Origin of the sequence: Indioceanicola profundi, assembly GCF_003568845.1 — a bacterium.
GTDB lineage: Bacteria > Pseudomonadota > Alphaproteobacteria > Azospirillales > Azospirillaceae > Indioceanicola > Indioceanicola profundi.
Genome location: NZ_CP030126.1, coordinates 2,059,199 through 2,074,817 on the forward strand (window position 1 = coordinate 2,059,199; position 15,619 = coordinate 2,074,817).

The window sequence follows — 15,619 nt, forward strand, 5'->3', positions numbered from 1 at the left end:
CAGGGGCGCGACGTTCCGCTGTGCGTGTAGAGTGTGCAGGAGTTCTGGAGGGGAGGCTTCATGCACGGGTCCCGAGCGGCGGAGGCCGATCTTCTGGTCATCGGCGGCGGCATCAACGGGGCCGGCATCGCCCGCGACGCCGCCGGACGCGGCCTCTCCGTCATCCTGTGCGAGCAGGGCGATCTGGCCCGGGCAACCTCATCCGCCAGCACCAAGCTGATCCATGGCGGTCTCCGCTATCTAGAGCATTACGAGTTCCGCCTGGTGCGGGAGGCGCTGATAGAGCGGGAGGTGCTTCTGCGCCTCGCCTCGCACATCATCCGGCCCCTGCGCTTCGTGCTGCCGCATGAGCGGTCGATGCGGCCGGCCTGGCTGCTGCGGCTGGGGCTCTTCCTGTACGACCATCTCGGCGGGCGAAGGCGGCTGCCGGGCTCCGGCACCATCGACCTGCGCCGGCACCCGGCGGGAGAGCCCCTGGCGCGGCACCTCACCCAAGGCTTCGAATATTCGGACTGCTGGGTGGAGGACAGCCGGCTGGTGGTGCTGAACGCCATGGACGCACGGGAGCGCGGGGCCGACATCCTGACCCGCACCCGCCTCGTCTCCACCCGGCGGCAGGGCGGGCTGTGGCAGGCGGAGCTGGAGGATATTTCCACAGGGCACCGGTATGGCATCGGCGCGCGGGCATTGGTGAACGCCGCCGGCCCCTGGGTCGGGCAGGTGCTGGTCGGGGAGATCGGGGCCGCGTCCCGGCACAGGGTCCGGCTGGTCAAGGGCAGCCACATCGTCGTGCCCCGCATCTACCCCGGCGATCACGCCTACATCTTCCAGAACCCCGACCGCCGAATCGTCTTCGCCATCCCCTATGAGGGGCGCTTCACCCTGATCGGCACGACGGATGTGGACCATGCCGGCGATCCCGCCGCGGCGGAGATCGGGCCGGAGGAGGTCAAGTATCTCTGCCGCTCCGTCTCCGCCTATCTGGCCCGGCCTGTGACGCCGGAGATGGTGGTCTGGAGCTACAGCGGCGTCCGCCCGCTCCAGGCCGATGAGAAGGGGGAGGCTTCGGCCGTTACCCGCGACTATGTGCTGGAACTGGACGAGGCCCCTGGCCCGCCGCTGCTGAGCGTGTTCGGCGGCAAGATCACGACCTACCGCCGGCTGTCGGAGCATGCCATGGAGCTGCTGCTGCCCAAGCTGGGCCGCAAGGCGGCGCCCTGGACCGGCACCGCCCCGCTGCCGGGCGGCGACATGCCGGGAGCTGATTTCAGCCGCTTCCTGGCCGATCTAATGGGCCGTTACCCCTGGCTGCCCGCCGCCCTGGCCCGCCGCTACGCCCGTTCCTACGGCACCCGCACCAACCGTCTACTCGACGGATGCCATGGCATGGAAAACCTCGGCCGCGACCTTGGCGGCGGCGTACATGAGGCGGAGCTGGCCTATGCCGTCGCGGAGGAGTTCGTTCGGACAGGAGAGGATTTCCTCTGGCGGCGCACCCGCCTCGGCCTGCATCTGGACGCCGCCGCCCTCGACGCGGTCACCGGCTGGATCGCGGCGCGCGGCGGCGGCCGCCGCGCCGCTGTCAGTCCGCGGGTAGCCGTCCGCCGATCTCAGCCGTGATCCGGCCCGCCGCTTCCCGCACCAACTCGCCCAGATGCGGCATGCGCTCATCCGTGATGCGCGCCATGGGTCCAGCGACGGAGATGGCGCAGGCGGGGTCGCCATGTTCGTTGAACACCACGGCGGCGACGCAGCGCAGCCCCACCGCATGCTCCTCGTCATCGATGGCGTAGCCCCGTTCGCGGATGCCGACCAGATCGGCGCGAAGCACATCCTCCTTCGTCAGGGTCCGGTGCGTCATGGGCGGCAGGCCGTAGCGGGCCAGCACCCGCGCCAGCTCCCCCTCCCCTGTCGCGGAGAGCAGCGCCTTGCCGACGCCGGAGCAGTGCAGCGGCACCCGCGCCCCCATACGGGCGAAGCTGCGCATCATCTCCCGGCATTCCACCTGGGACAGGTAGACGGCGACGCCCTGGTCCTCCACGGCCAAGCTCACCGTCTCCCCGCTGCGCTCCATCAGCGTGCGCATATGGGGACGGGCCATCTGGACCACGTTGCGGGTCTTCAGGAATCCGCTGCCAGCGATGAAGGCCTGCACACCGACCGACCAGAGCCGCGGCTCCGGATCGAAGCGCACATAGCGTTCCGATTCGAGTGAGGTCAGCAGCCGGTGCGCGGTGGAGCCGGCAAGGCCGGTGGCCTGCGCCACCTCCGTCAGCGACATGCCGCCTTCCGCCCGGGACAACAGGTTCAGGATGGACAACGCCCGGCCCAGCACCTGCACCTGTCCGCCCCGCTCCGCCATGTCGGGAGCAGTCTTTTCGGCGCTGTCTGCCGGTAGCGGCACCTTCCCTTTCAGCCGCGCCACAGACGTGCCCTCCTAGCCTTCCAGCGCCTATCCATTCCGCCTACTCCCTTGGTGAAAGAGGATAATCCCTCACATTCCACATCGTGGAATACCTTCCATGGAACGTTGCCAGCCGCAAGCGGTCAAGCGTATAGCTCAGCCGAGACGGCATAATCCGCCCCCATGCAGAAGGAATCGCCATGTCCAGCCACATCGATGTGCACGGCCTGAAGGTCGATCAGGAACTCCACAGCTTCATCGAGAATGAGGCGCTGCCCGGCACCGGGGTCGAGCCGGCGGCCTTCTGGTCCGGCTTCGCCGCCATCTTCACCGATCTGACGCCGGTGAACCGCACGCTGCTGAAGAAGCGCGACGACATCCAGGCGCGGATCGACCAGTGGCATCGGGAGCACAAGGGCGCCATCGACCAGGACGCCTATGAGGACTTCCTGAAGGAGATCGGCTATCTGGTGCCGGAGGGGCCGGACTTCACCATCGGCACCGGGAATGTGGATGAGGAGGTGGCCAGGGTCGCCGGGCCGCAGCTTGTCGTGCCGGTGATGAACACCCGCTTCGCGCTGAACGCCGCCAATGCCCGCTGGGGCAGCCTGTATGACGCCCTGTACGGCACCGACGCGCTGGGCGATGTGGGCGACCCGGGCGTCAAAGGATACGACCCGGTGCGGGGCGCCGCCGTCATCGCCAAGGGCCGCGAGGTGCTGGACCAGGCGGCGCCGCTGTCCGGGGCCAGCCATGCCGATGTCGGCGGGTATGGCATTAACCACGGCACGCTGATCGCGCACCTGACCAGCGGCGGGCAGGTGGGGCTGGCCAACCCCTCCCAGTTCGCCGGCTTCCGTGGCGAGGAGGCCTCCCCCAGCGCCATCCTGCTGAAGAACAACGGCCTTCATCTGGAGATCGTGATCGATCGCAGCCACCGCATCGGCAAGGACGATCAGGCCGGCGTCGCCGATATCGTGGTCGAATCCGCGCTGACCACCATCATGGACTGCGAGGATTCCATCGCCGCGGTGGACCCGCAGGACAAGGTCGCCGTCTACCGCAACTGGCTGGGCCTGATGCGCGGCGACCTGACCGCCAGCTTCGACAAGGGCGGCAAGATGCTGGAGCGGGCGCTGAATCCCGACCGCACCTATACCGACCCGAATGGGGCCGAGCTGAGCCTTCATGGCCGCTCGCTGATGTTCATCCGCAATGTCGGCCACCTGATGACCACCGACGCCGTGCTGCTGCCCGATGGGTCGGAGGCGCCGGGAGGGCATCCTGGACGGCATCGTCACCAGCCTGGCGGCGCTGCACGATCTGAAGGCGCTGGGCAAGTACCGGAACAGCCGCGCCGGCTCCGTCTACATCGTGAAGCCGAAGATGCACGGGCCGGAGGAAGTCGCCTTCGCCGGCACGATCTTCGATCGGGTGGAGGATGTGCTGGGCCTTGCCCGCAACACCCTGAAGATCGGCATCATGGATGAGGAGCGCCGGACCACGGTGAACCTGAAGGAGTGCATCCGCGCCGTGAAGGACCGGGTCTGCTTCATCAACACCGGCTTCCTGGACCGCACCGGCGACGAGATCCACACCTCCATGCAGGCCGGGGCCATGATCCGCAAGGGGGACATGAAGTCCACCGCCTGGATCCAGGCCTATGAGAATTCCAACGTCGATATCGGGCTGGCCTGCGGCTTCCGCGGCAAGGCGCAGATCGGCAAGGGAATGTGGGCCATGCCGGACCGGATGGCCGACATGCTGAAGACCAAGATCGGCCATCCCATGGCCGGCGCCAACACGGCCTGGGTCCCCTCCCCCACCGCCGCCACGCTGCATGCCCTGCACTACCATCAGGTCAATGTGGCCCAGCGCCAGGAGGAGCTGTCGAAGCGCAGCCGCGCCTCGGTCCGCGACATCCTCACCATCCCGCTGGCCAATGGCATCAACTGGTCGGAGGACGAGGTCCGGCAGGAGCTGGAGAACAACGCCCAGGGCATCCTGGGCTACGTGGTCCGCTGGGTCGACCAGGGCGTCGGCTGCTCCAAGGTGCCGGACATCCACAATGTCGGGCTGATGGAGGACCGGGCCACGCTCCGCATCTCCTCCCAGCACATCGCCAACTGGCTGGAGCATGGCGTCTGCACGCCCGATCAGGTCATGGACGTGATGAAGCGCATGGCCAAGGTGGTGGATGAGCAGAATGCGGGCGACCCGCTGTACCAGCCCATGGCCGGCAACTTCGAGAACAGCATCGCCTTCCAGGCCGCTTGCGACCTGGTCTTCAAGGGCGTGGAGCAGCCCAACGGCTACACCGAGCCCCTGCTGCACATGCATCGCCGCCGGGTGAAGCAGGCGGCGTAATAAGGCGCTGCTGATCACCTGCCCTGTTCCGTCATCCCGTCGAGAGCCGGGGTGACGGTTCGGGGGTACACGACCGGTTCCAATCCACTGCGTTCCCGGAGTTTCGAATGCTCACCAAACCCGCCCTGTCCATCTCGGACGCCAAGAAGATCGCCGCCGCCGCCGTTGAAGAGGCGGAGAAGAATGGCTGGACCGTGGTGGTCGCCATCATCGATGACGGCGGCAACCTGATGTATCTGGAGAAGATGGACGGCACCCAGCTCGGCTCCGTCGTCGTGGCGCAGGAGAAGGGCCGCACCGCCCTGCTGTTCAAGCGCCCCAGCAAGGCGCTGGAGGATGCGGTGCTGGGCGGCCGGCCGGTCATGATGACCATGCCCCAGGCCACCACCATCGAGGGCGGCCTGCCGCTGACCTATCAGGGCCAGATCGTCGGGGCCATCGGCATCAGCGGCGTCCAGTCCTTCCAGGACGGCCAGATCGCCGCAGCCGGCGTCAAGGCGCTGGAAGCGCTGGCCTGAGCATAAGGCAGATCCCTCACCCGTGCAGTCTCCGCCCATTGGCGGCAGGCTTCAGGGTGAGGGCTGGCCGAACAGGGCCAGACAGGCTGCCGGGGGCGGCGGCGGGACCGGAGGCGGTCCAGCTTCTCCCGGCGTTTCCTTCGGCGGCTCGAACCAGCTCAGCAACTCGTCGCCGCAGCCGTCACCGGGCGGCGGCGGGTTCTGCGGCGTGCAGGAGGCAGCCCCCTCGGGGCATTCCAGCCGCACATGGAAGTGGGCCGCATGGCCGAACCAGGGACGGACCTTCCGCAGCCAGGAGCGGTCGCCGCCCGCCGCCTCACACAAGGCGAGCTTGATCGCCGGATTGACGAAGATGCGGGTCACGCGCCCGTCCTCCGCTGCCAGCCGCAGCAGGCGCATCTGCCCCGGGCCGAACCGTTCAGGGCTCACCCGTTGGGTCTCGCCATTCACCATGCTCTGGAAATCGGGTCCTTCGCGCCGGCTGCGCGGGATGCTGGGCTGGTCGATATTGAACCAGATATCGGCATCAAGGCCGATCTGATGGCTGGCATGGTCGCCCTCCATCCGTCCGCCGAGCGGCAGCGACAGATCGCCGATGGCAAGGCGTCCCAGCCCTTCCGCCATGACGCGGTCCGCCAAGCCGGCAATGTAGTCCAGCAGCTCCGGATGACCGAAGTTCCGCCGCTCCGAGACCTTCCATATCTGATAGCCCAGCCCTTCGGGCGGCAGCTCGTGCGCCCCCTGGATGCAGCCATTGGCATAACTTCCGATTGGCTGCGACAGGTCGGGCGGAACAGCATCCAGCGTTGATCGGGATAGTGTCACCGTCTCCGCCGCTCCGGCCGGCATCAGCAGCCATGCCGCGGCGATGAGACCCGTTGCGCAGGCAAGCGGAAATCGTGCCATGAGGGGTGTCCTGGGTCCGCGTATCGATCACCGGACGCAGAATGCCCCATGAGCGGCACCGGGGGCCAGACCGCTGAGCCTGCGGATGCCTGGAACGAAAAAGGGCGCCCGCAGGCGCCCATTTCCAGGTCGGGAAAGCCCGGATCAGCCCAGGAAGGGCGGCAGCGGCTGCGGGCCGGCGGCCTGCTCCAGGACGCCGGCCACGCGGAACAGCGTCTCCTCGTCGAACGGGCGGCCAAGGAGCTGGAGACCCAGCGGCAGGCCGTCGGCGGCGAGGCCGGCCGGAACCGACACGCCCGGCAGGCCGGCCAGGCTGGCCGGAACCGTGAAGACGTCATTCAGGTACATGGCGATGGGATCGTCCATCTTCTCCCCGATGGCGAAGGCCGTGCTGGGGGCCGTCGGGGTCAGGATGACGTCGCACTGCTCATAGGCCTTCGCGAAATCCTCCGCGATGCGGGCGCGGACCTTCTGGGCCTTGAGGTAGTAGGCGTCGTAATAGCCGGCGGAGAGCACATAGGTGCCGATCATGATGCGCCGGCGCACCTCCGCCCCGAAGCCCTCGGCGCGGGTGTTCTCGTACATCTCCTTCAAATCCTTGCCCTCGACCCGCAGGCCGAAGCGGACACCGTCATAGCGGGCAAGGTTGGAGGAGCATTCCGCCGGGGCCACGATGTAGTAGGTCGGCAGCGCGTACTTGGTGTGCGGCAGGCTGATCTCCACCGGCACGGCGCCGGCGGCCTTCAGCCAGTCGATGCCCTGCTGCCAGACGCGCTCGATCTCCGCAGGCATGCCCTCGACCCGGTATTCCTTCGGAATGCCGACGCGCAGGCCGCGGATGTCGCCGGTCAGCGCCGCCTCGAAGTCCGGCACCGGCATGTCCACGCTGGTGCTGTCCTTCGGGTCGAAGCCGCACATGCTCTTCAGCATGATGGCGGAGTCGCGCACCGTGCGGGTCATCGGGCCGGCCTGGTCCAGCGAGCTGGCGAAGGCCACGATGCCCCAGCGGGAGCAGCGGCCATAGGTGGGCTTGAAGCCCACGATGCCGACGAAGCTGGCCGGCTGGCGGATGGAACCGCCGGTATCGGTACCCGTGGCCGCGATTGCCGCGCGCGCCGCGACGGCCGCCGCCGACCCGCCGGAGGAGCCGCCGGGAACCAGCTTGCGCTCCCACTCCCACTCCGTCACCGGCTGGGGCTGGCGGAAGGCGTCCGCCAGCTCGTCCAACAGGCCGCCATTGGAGGTGTGCGCATCGCGCTGGGTCTTTATGCCCTTGGACCAGGGGCTGATCACCGGGCCGTAATGGCTGGTGATGTTGGCGCTGCCCATGGCGAACTCGTCCATGTTCAGCTTGCCCAGCATGACCGCACCGTCGGCGAACAGCTTCGCAGTGACCGTGCTCTCATAGGGCGGCTTGAAGCCGGTCAGGATCCTGCTGCCCGCCGTGCTGTCGACGCCTTCGGTGCAGAACAGATCCTTCACGCCGATGGGTAGCCCGTCCATGGGCCGGCCCTCGCCCTTGGCGTAGCGGGCGTCGGACGCCTCCGCCTGCCGCAGGGCGATCTCCGGCGTCTCCACCGTGTAGGCGTTCAGGCAACGGGAGTTCTCGACCGCGTGGATGTAGGCCCGGGTCAGCTCGACCGCGCTGAAGTCCTTCTTGCGCAGGCCGTCCAGGGCCTCCGCGATGGTCAGATTGGTCAGTTCGGTCATTACTCGACCACCTTGGGAACGGAGAAGAAGGTTTCGGCCGCGTCGGGAGCGTTCTTCACGATCTTGTCGGGATAGCCGCCGTCGGTCACCACGTCCGCCCGGCGGCGCAGGGTCTGCGCGGCCACGCTGGTCATCGGCTCGACGCCGGCCGTATCCACCTCGTCCAGCATTTCGACCCAGCCCAGGATCTTGTTCAACTCACCGGCAAGGTGGTCAAGTTCCTGTTCCGGCACCTTGATGCGGGCCAGATGCGCGATCTTCGCCACCTGTTCCTTGTTGAGGGCGGCCTTATCGGACGACATTGTGTTAAGTCTCTCCGTAATGGGGGCCATACGCCATCCCGGACAGCATATCCGGACGCATGGCGCGGCCCCTTCGGTATGACGCGAAGCGGCAGGGAAGCTAGCACCGAGCCATGGCGATCCGCAACCTCATGGAACTGAAGCAGGGGCTGCCCCGGAACGGGCGGCTGATGGGGCTGGATGTGGGGGAGACCACCATCGGTCTCTCCGTGTCCGACCCCGGCCTGTCCGTCGCCTCCCCCGTGGGCACGATCCGGCGCACCAAATTCACGCCCGACGCGCAGGAACTGGCCCGCGCCATGCGCGACCGGGACGTGAAGGCGCTGGTGATCGGCTGGCCCGTCAACATGGACGGGACGGAGGGGCCGCGCTGCGACAGCGTGCGCCAGTTCGCCAAGAACCTGCTGAAGGTGCCGGAGCTGTTCGGCGGCGAACTGGACATCGCCTTCTGGGACGAGCGCCTGTCCACCAGCGCGGTCGAGCGCATGATGATCGGCTGGGACATGACCCGGAAGCGCCGGGACGAGGTGGTGGACAAGATGGCGGCCGCCTACATCCTGCAAGGCGCGCTGGACCATCTGCGCCATGCGAGCCAAGCCGACGCCCGCGGGGCGCGCTCCAGCCTGGGCTCCGACGATGATGACGGAGACGGTGACGGCGGCGGCGATGGCGGCGGGGACGGCGGAGGCGAATGAGCGCCGTCTTCGAGGCGCTGGCGCCGATCTTCCTCATCATCGTGGCCGGTCTCGTGATGAAGCGCCGGCAACTGGTCCCGGACTCGTTCTGGGGCCCGTGCGAGATGCTGACCTTCTACGTCTTCTTCCCGGCCCTGCTGGTCGACAGCACGGCGCGGGCGGATCTGTCGGACGTTGACGTGGTCGGAATGGGCGGGGCGATGCTGGGCGGAACGCTGGCCGCCGCAGCCCTGCTGCTGCTTGTCCGGCCATGGGTGGCCAAGGACAGCCCGGCCTTCACCTCCGTCTTCCAGGGGGCGGTGCGCATCAACACCTATGTGGGCCTGGCCGCCGTCTCCGCGCTGTACGGGACGGAGGGCAAGGCCCTGATGGCGGTGGGCATCATCTCCATCGTTCCGCTGATCAACGTCATGGCGGTGCTGGTCCTGCACCGCTGGGGCAGCGGCGGCCGGAAGGGCTGGCGGCATGTGCTGCTGTCATTGGCCAAGAACCCGCTGCTGCTGGCCGTGCTGATCGGGCTGGCGCTGAACGCTGCGGGCATCCACACGATCACGGTGGTCAGCCCGCTGATGCAGGCGCTGGGCGCCGCGGCCCTTCCCCTGGGGCTGCTGGCGGTGGGTGCCGGGCTGGATCTGGCGGCGGTGCGCCGGTCGGGGGCCGGGCTGGTCTGGTCCAGCGTGGTCCGGCTGGTCATGGTGCCCGCGATCACGGCGGCATTGGGCATCTGGGCCGGGCTGGATACCGTGCCGCTGGCGGTGATCGTGCTCTATAACGGCCTGCCGACCTCCGCCGCCTCCTATGTCCAGTCGCGACTGATGGGTGGCGACCATGCGCTGATGGCCGGGATCATCACCGCCCAGACCCTGGCCGCGGCCGTCACCCTGCCGATCTGCCTGCTGCTGGTGGGCGGTGTGCCGGGATAGCGCGGCCTACAGCTTCTTCGTGACGATGCGGGCGATGCCCGACCTGGTTTCCGGCGTTTTCCCATAGGCCTGGGCCGCCTGCTCCGGTTGCTTCAGCGCCTCCATCACCCGCGTCGCGAAGCGGCCGCCATCCTGGCGGGACTGGAGGAACAGCATCACGGCGTTGCGCGCCGCGTCCTTGTCGTAGGGCTCCGTCGCCGGTGCCGCCATGGGCTTCGAGCCGGGCTGCACGCGGCGGGCGACCTGTTCCGCGCGGGCCAGCACCTCGGGGTCCAGGCGCGCACGGATGGTGCGGATCTGGCGCAGAAGCTCGGCTTTCGGGTCGGTCGGCACAGGGACGGCGCTCCATTCGGGCGGGAATGCCGCCAGTGTGGGGCAAGGGCGGGGCCGCCACAAGCCCGGCGCGTAGGTCCTACCTCCCGGCCGGCGGCTTGCCCAGGCCGCACCGGCGGCCCTAAGCTGCATCATCGTTTCGTGATGTGGATCGGACCCCGTAGATGCCCCACCATACCCCGCCCGTCACCGGCCCCCTTGCCGGCCTGCGCGTCCTGGACATGAGCCGCATCCTGGCCGGGCCCAGCGCCACCCAGATGCTGGGCGACCTCGGCGCCGACGTGGTGAAGGTGGAACGGCCGGACCAGGGCGACGATACCCGGAAATGGGGCCCGCCCTATCTGAAGGATGCCGAGGGTCGGGACAGCACGGAGAGTAGCTATTACCTCTCCGCCAACCGCAACAAGCGCTCCCTCACCCTGGACTTCACCAAGCCGGAGGGGCGCGCCCTGGCGCTGCGCCTGATCGGCCATGCCGACGTGCTGGTGGAGAACTACAAGACCGGCACGCTGGCGAAGTACGGGCTGGGCTATGAGGATCTGCGCGACGCCTATCCGCGGCTGATCTATCTGTCGCTCACCGGGTTCGGCCAGACCGGCCCCTACGCCGCCCGCGCCGGCTACGATTTCCTGATCCAGGGAATGGGCGGGATCATGTCCCTGACCGGGGAGACGGAGGGGGAGCCGATGAAGGCCGGCGTCGCCATCGCCGACCTGATGGCCGGCATGTATTCCGGCGTGGCCATCCTGGCGGCGCTGCGCCACCGCGACCAGACCGGCCGCGGCCAGCATATCGACATGTCGCTGCTGGACGCCCAGGTGGCGTGGCTGTCGAACGCCGGACAGTATTTCCTGACCAGCGGGCAGCCCACCCCGCGCTATGGCAACGGCCACCCGACCATCGTTCCCTACCAGACCTTCCGGGCGGCGGATGACTGGATCATCCTGGCCGTCGGCAATGACGAGCAGTTCCGGAAGTTCTGCGCCTTCGCCGGCAAGCCGGAGCTGGCTGCCGATCCCCGATTCGCCACCAACCGCATGCGCGTCACCAACCGGGCGGAGCTGGTGCCCATGCTGGAGGCCGTGATCGCAGCGCAGCCGACGTCGCACTGGCTGGAGGGGCTGGAGCCGCTGGGCGTTCCGGCCGGGCCGATCAACGGCATCCCCGCCGTCTTCGCCGACCCGCAGGTCCAGGCCCGCGGCATGCGGGTGGAGATGCAGCACCCGGTACGGCCCGACCCGGTTTCCCTGATCGGCAGCCCGATGAAATTCTCCAGCACGCCGGTCAATTACCGCTATGCCCCGCCCACCCTTGGCCAGCACACGGACGAGGTGCTGGGCGACTGGCTGCGCATGCAGCCGGCGGAGGTGGAGAAGCTGCGCGGCAAGGGCGTGGTTTGACGAAACGGGAATGCGGCCTATCCTCCGCTCCAGTCTCAAGGATCGGAGGACGCCCATGCCTACGCTGACCGGACCCGAGGATGTACAGGTGCTGAACGCGCCGCTTTCCCGCCGCACCTTCGCAATCACCAGCGTCGCCGCCGGCTTCGCCCTGTCGGTGGACCCGGCGGGCGCGCAGACCGTGATCACCACCCCGTCCGACGGGCTGGTGGCCGGTGAGGTCTCCATCCCCGTGCGGGACGGAACCCTGCCCGCCTACCGTGCCATGCCGGAGGGGGACGGCCCCTTCCCCACCGTGCTGGTGGTGCAGGAGATTTTCGGCGTGCATGAGCATATGCAGGATGTCTGCCGCCGCTTTGCCAAGGCCGGCTATTTCGCCGTGGCGCCTGAGCTTTATGCCCGCCAGGGCGATCCGCGCACCGTGGCGGATGTGCAGACCCTGTTCTCCACCATCGTCTCCAAGGTCCCGGACGATCAGGTCATGGCCGATCTGGATGAGACGGTGGCCTGGGCCAAGGAAACCGGCAAGGCGGACACGGAGAGCCTGGGCATCACCGGCTTCTGCTGGGGCGGGCGGATCGTCTGGCTTTATGCCGCCCACAACCCCGCTCTGAAGGCAGGCGTGGCTTGGTACGGACGGCTGGTGCCGCGCGGCGAGCCCTCTCCCCTTCAGCCGCGGCATCCCATCGACTTGGCCGCCGAACTGAAGGCGCCGGTGCTGGGTCTATATGGCGGGCAGGATCAGGGCATTCCGGTCGAGACCGTGGAGCAGATGCGCGCCGCCTTGGCGGAGGCGGGCAAGACAGGGTCGGAGATCGTGGTCTATCCCGAGGCCCCCCACGGCTTCTACGCCGATTACCGCCCCAGCTTCCGCGAGGATGCGGCACAGGATGGCTGGCAGCGCTGCCTGGAGTGGTTCAAGCAGCACGGAGTCGCCTGATCGGCATGGGAACGCCGGCCGGGAACGATCCCGGCCGGCGGCTTCCCGGCACCGCTATCAGGATCAGTCGCTGGAAGCGGTGGCCCCGTACTCCGCCTGAAGCTCCTGCGCCATTGTCAGATGTTTCCGCAAGGCCGGGAGCTGATTGGCTGCATATTGCTGGAGCGGGTCGTTGCCGCCCCCGGAGCTTTGCGCCTGCTGCTCGAACAGCTCGATGGCGCGCTGATGCTCCTCCACCAGGATGCGGGCATATTCGGCCGCGAACTGGTCGCCGGAAAGGTCCTCCAGCATTTCCGCAGATTCCTTCTGGCGATCCGACGGTTCGTCCGGGAGGTTGAGATCATAGCTGCTTGCCATGCTCTCCACCTCCTCCTGGGCAGCCTTGTGATCCTCCAGGACATGCTCCGCCGCGGTGGTCACCCTGTCCGGCAGATCGTCCTTGTCCAGAGCCATCTCTGCGAGCTGGATCTCCGCCAGGTTCGTCTGGACCGCCTTCTTCAGGAACGTGTGGCCCTGCTCCGTAAGCGCCATGGCGAACGCGGCCGGCATCGCGCCGCCGGGCGTGCGGACGTCCACGGGTTCGCTTGGGGTGGGGCCGGACGCGCCGTAGCTCGTCGAGTCGCTCTGTCCTTCGGCGAACGCCGCACCTGCGGTGGTGGCCAGCAGGCTTGCGGCGAAGATGGCAACGCAGCGCATCTGCATCCTCCAGCATTTGAAAAGATGCGGTGTCAACAGCGCTCCCGGCGCATCCTCACGCGGCGGAGGGGCCGGCGCTTGCCTCCTGCGGCGGGCGGGGCCATAGTCCCGCCGACCCGCCCCAGACCGCAGCCGATATCGCCGCCCATGCCGCCGCACCCCCACGATTTGGACGCCCGCGCCGATTCCCTGCCCCACCGCGACCTGCTGGGCATCCAGGGGCTGACCGCGCCGGAGATCAATCTGATCCTCGATCTGGCGGACGGCTATGTCGCCCAGAACCGCAGCGCCCGGAAGTTCAGCGACGTGCTGGCCGGGCGCACGGTGGTGAACCTCTTCTTCGAGAACTCCACCCGCACCCGCACCAGCTTCGAGCTGGCGGCCAAGCGGCTGGGCGGCGACGCCATCAATATGTCGGTGGACGGCTCGTCCGTGAAGAAGGGGGAGACCCTAATCGACACGGCGATGACCCTGAACGCCATGCATCTGGACGTGCTGGTGGTCCGCCATCAGGAATCGGGCGCGCCGAAGCTGCTGGCCGACAAGGTGAACTGCGCCGTCATCAATGCCGGCGACGGCGCGCATGAGCACCCGACCCAGGCGCTGCTGGACGCCCTGACCATCCGTCGCCACAAGGGCAGCCTGAAGGGCCTGACTGTAGCGATCTGCGGCGACATCCTGCACAGCCGGGTAGCCCGGTCGAACATCCACCTGCTGAACATCATGGGCGCCAACGTCCGCGTCGTCGCCCCGCCCACTTTGGTGCCGTCCGGGCTGGACCGGCTTGGAGTGGAGGTCCACCACTCCATGAAGACCGGCCTGAAGGATGCGGATATCGTCATGATGCTGCGCCTCCAGCTTGAGCGCATGCAGGGCCAGTACCTGCCCAGCCAGCGGGAGTATTTCCGCTTCTTCGGCCTGGATTACGAGAAGCTGACCGTGGCGAAGCCCGACGTGCTGGTGATGCATCCCGGCCCCATGAACCGCGGGGTGGAGATCGACAGCCTGGTAGCCGACGACATCCACCGCAGCGTGATCCTGGAGCAGGTGGAGCTTGGCGTGGCCGTGCGCATGGCCTGCCTGGACCTCCTGACCCGCACGCGGAATTGAGGAGCGGTGACCGCCATGACCAATCGCACCGCCTACACCAACGCCCGCCTGCTGGACCCCGCGACCGGGTTGGACGCCATCGGGGGGCTGCTGGTCGAGGGGACGAAGATCGCCGATTTCGGCCCTGCCCTGTTCCGTGACGGGGTGCCAGAAGGCGTGGAGCGCATCGATTGCGGCGGCGCCTGCTTGGCGCCGGGCCTCGTCGACCTCCGCGCCGATGTGGGGGAGCCGGGGTTCGAGCATAACGAGACCCTGCTGACCGCCAGCCGCTCGGCCGCCGCGGGCGGCATCACGGCGCTGGCCTGCCTGCCCAACACGGACCCGGTGCTGGACGATGTGGCCGGGCTGGAATTCATCGCCCGGCGCGCCCGCGAGGTGAAGCTGGTCAAGATTTTCGCCTACGCCTCCGTCACGCGGGAGACGGCCGGGCGCGAGATCGCCGAGATGGGCCTGCTGGCGGAGGCCGGGGCGGTGGGCTTCACCGACGGCACTAGCCCGGTGACGGATGCCGGCGTGATGCGCCGGGCGCTGTCCTATGCCAAGACCTGGGGCCGGACCATCTTCCAGCATCCGGCGGAGCCGTCACTGGCCGCCGGCGGCGCGATGAATGCCGGCGAGGTCGCGACGCGCCTGGGGCTGAAGGGCATCTCCCCCATGGCCGAGATCATCATGCTGGAGCGTGATCTGCGGCTGGTGGAGATGACCGGCGGGCGCTACCACGCCGCCAACATCTCTACCGCCGAAAGCGTGGACGTGATCCGGCGGGCGAAGCGCAAGGGGCTGAAGGTCACCTGCGATACCGCCCCGCCCTATTTCTCCCTGACGGAGGTGGATGTCGGGGACTACCGCACCTTCTTCAAACTGTCTCCACCATTGCGCGGGGAGATGGACCGCCGCGCCATCATCGACGGGCTGGCGGACGGCACCATCGACGCCATCGCGAGCGATCATGCCCCGCGCGACCAGGATGTGAAGCGTGTGCCGTTCGGGCAGGCCGCCTTCGGCTCCGTCGGGTTCGAAACCCTGCTGCCCCTGGTGCTGGAACTTGTGCACAAGGAGCATCTCTCCCTGCTGGGTGCACTGGATACGGTGACCCGCAGGCCGGCGGATATCCTGGGGCTTAAGGGCATGGGGCGGCTTGCCAAGGGCGGTGCCGCCGATCTGGTGCTGTTCGATGCCGAGCGGCCCTGGAAGGTCGAGGCGGAGAAGCTGGCCTCAAAATCCAAGAACAGTTGCTTCGACCGCCGCCCTGTCCAGGGTATGGTGCTGCGCACCGTCGTCGATGGCCGCACCGTCCATTCCAAGGCCGATTAAG

15 protein-coding genes and 1 pseudogene are annotated in these 15,619 nt (G+C 68.1%); 10 read left to right on the plus strand and 6 right to left on the minus strand.

Features of this window, described 5'->3' with window-relative positions; genetic code table 11:
* Window positions 1-60: 60 nt before the first annotated feature.
* Entirely contained in the window at window positions 61-1,620 is a 1,560-nt protein-coding gene (glpD, locus tag DOL89_RS09845; protein ID WP_119678991.1) for a glycerol-3-phosphate dehydrogenase, read from the plus strand.
* Here glpD and DOL89_RS09850 read toward each other — a convergent pair.
* The gene (locus DOL89_RS09850) at window positions 1,583-2,425 is read right to left on the minus strand and encodes an IclR family transcriptional regulator domain-containing protein (protein WP_119678992.1); all 843 of its coding nucleotides are present in this window, start codon (window positions 2,423-2,425) and stop codon (window positions 1,583-1,585) included. The two genes, glpD and DOL89_RS09850, sit on opposite strands and share 38 nt — an antisense overlap.
* 179 nt (window positions 2,426-2,604) lie before the next feature.
* Here DOL89_RS09850 and DOL89_RS26145 point away from each other — a divergent pair.
* From DOL89_RS26145 to DOL89_RS09860, 3 genes and pseudogenes are all read left to right on the plus strand, one after another.
* Window positions 2,605-3,243: pseudogene (locus tag DOL89_RS26145) on the plus strand (malate synthase G); the annotation flags it as partial.
* A gap of 418 nt (window positions 3,244-3,661) precedes the next feature.
* Window positions 3,662-4,771 (plus strand): malate synthase G, encoded by a 1,110-nt coding sequence (locus tag DOL89_RS26150; protein ID WP_449768883.1) that lies wholly within the window; start codon window positions 3,662-3,664, stop codon window positions 4,769-4,771.
* 107 nt (window positions 4,772-4,878) lie between these two features.
* Complete coding sequence (locus tag DOL89_RS09860; RefSeq protein ID WP_119678993.1) at window positions 4,879-5,289, plus strand: GlcG/HbpS family heme-binding protein; 411 nt, start codon at window positions 4,879-4,881, stop codon at window positions 5,287-5,289.
* A gap of 51 nt (window positions 5,290-5,340) precedes the next feature.
* Here DOL89_RS09860 and mepA read toward each other — a convergent pair whose 3' ends face one another.
* The 3 genes from mepA to gatC form a co-directional block, all read right to left on the minus strand.
* Window positions 5,341-6,195, minus strand: a complete 855-nt coding sequence (gene mepA, locus DOL89_RS09865; protein WP_119678994.1) for a penicillin-insensitive murein endopeptidase — start codon at window positions 6,193-6,195, stop codon at window positions 5,341-5,343.
* A 144-nt stretch (window positions 6,196-6,339) separates the two neighbouring features.
* On the minus strand, window positions 6,340-7,905 hold the full coding sequence (locus DOL89_RS09870; RefSeq protein WP_119678995.1) for an amidase family protein: 1,566 nt from the start codon (window positions 7,903-7,905) through the stop codon (window positions 6,340-6,342).
* The gene (gatC, locus tag DOL89_RS09875; RefSeq protein ID WP_119678996.1) at window positions 7,905-8,207 is read right to left on the minus strand and encodes an Asp-tRNA(Asn)/Glu-tRNA(Gln) amidotransferase subunit GatC; all 303 of its coding nucleotides are present in this window, start codon (window positions 8,205-8,207) and stop codon (window positions 7,905-7,907) included. Before gatC ends, DOL89_RS09870 begins: the two co-directional genes overlap by 1 nt.
* Window positions 8,208-8,320: 113 nt before the next feature.
* Here gatC and ruvX point away from each other — a divergent pair, with 113 nt between their 5' ends.
* Both ruvX and DOL89_RS09885 read left to right on the plus strand, forming a co-directional pair.
* Window positions 8,321-8,902 carry a Holliday junction resolvase RuvX gene (gene ruvX, locus DOL89_RS09880; RefSeq protein WP_119678997.1) on the plus strand — a complete coding sequence of 194 codons (582 nt, stop codon included), beginning with the start codon at window positions 8,321-8,323 and terminating at the stop codon, window positions 8,900-8,902.
* Window positions 8,899-9,825 carry an AEC family transporter gene (locus DOL89_RS09885; protein ID WP_119678998.1) on the plus strand — a complete coding sequence of 309 codons (927 nt, stop codon included), beginning with the start codon at window positions 8,899-8,901 and terminating at the stop codon, window positions 9,823-9,825. Before ruvX ends, DOL89_RS09885 begins: the two co-directional genes overlap by 4 nt.
* A gap of 6 nt (window positions 9,826-9,831) precedes the next feature.
* Here the strand turns inward: DOL89_RS09885 and DOL89_RS09890 are convergent, their stop codons facing one another.
* The gene (locus DOL89_RS09890) at window positions 9,832-10,158 is read right to left on the minus strand and encodes a hypothetical protein (RefSeq protein WP_119678999.1); all 327 of its coding nucleotides are present in this window, start codon (window positions 10,156-10,158) and stop codon (window positions 9,832-9,834) included.
* A gap of 164 nt (window positions 10,159-10,322) precedes the next feature.
* On the opposite strand from DOL89_RS09890, the gene DOL89_RS09895 reads away from it, so the two are divergent.
* A complete protein-coding gene (locus tag DOL89_RS09895; RefSeq protein WP_119679000.1) occupies window positions 10,323-11,558 on the plus strand; it encodes a CaiB/BaiF CoA transferase family protein in 1,236 nt (411 codons plus the stop codon).
* A gap of 55 nt (window positions 11,559-11,613) precedes the next feature.
* Window positions 11,614-12,498: a dienelactone hydrolase family protein gene (locus DOL89_RS09900; RefSeq protein WP_119679001.1), complete on the plus strand. Its 885-nt coding sequence runs from the start codon at window positions 11,614-11,616 to the stop codon at window positions 12,496-12,498.
* A 63-nt stretch (window positions 12,499-12,561) separates the two neighbouring features.
* Here DOL89_RS09900 and DOL89_RS09905 read toward each other — a convergent pair whose 3' ends face one another.
* Window positions 12,562-13,194, minus strand: a complete 633-nt coding sequence (locus DOL89_RS09905) for a DUF4142 domain-containing protein (RefSeq protein ID WP_162937434.1) — start codon at window positions 13,192-13,194, stop codon at window positions 12,562-12,564.
* Window positions 13,195-13,341: 147 nt separating this feature from the next.
* On the opposite strand from DOL89_RS09905, the gene DOL89_RS09910 reads away from it, so the two are divergent.
* Together DOL89_RS09910 and pyrC are read left to right on the plus strand one after the other, a co-directional pair.
* Window positions 13,342-14,304: an aspartate carbamoyltransferase catalytic subunit gene (locus tag DOL89_RS09910; protein WP_119679003.1), complete on the plus strand. Its 963-nt coding sequence runs from the start codon at window positions 13,342-13,344 to the stop codon at window positions 14,302-14,304.
* 15 nt (window positions 14,305-14,319) lie between these two features.
* Window positions 14,320-15,618: a dihydroorotase gene (pyrC, locus tag DOL89_RS09915; RefSeq protein ID WP_119679004.1), complete on the plus strand. Its 1,299-nt coding sequence runs from the start codon at window positions 14,320-14,322 to the stop codon at window positions 15,616-15,618.
* Window position 15,619 lies beyond the last annotated feature (1 nt).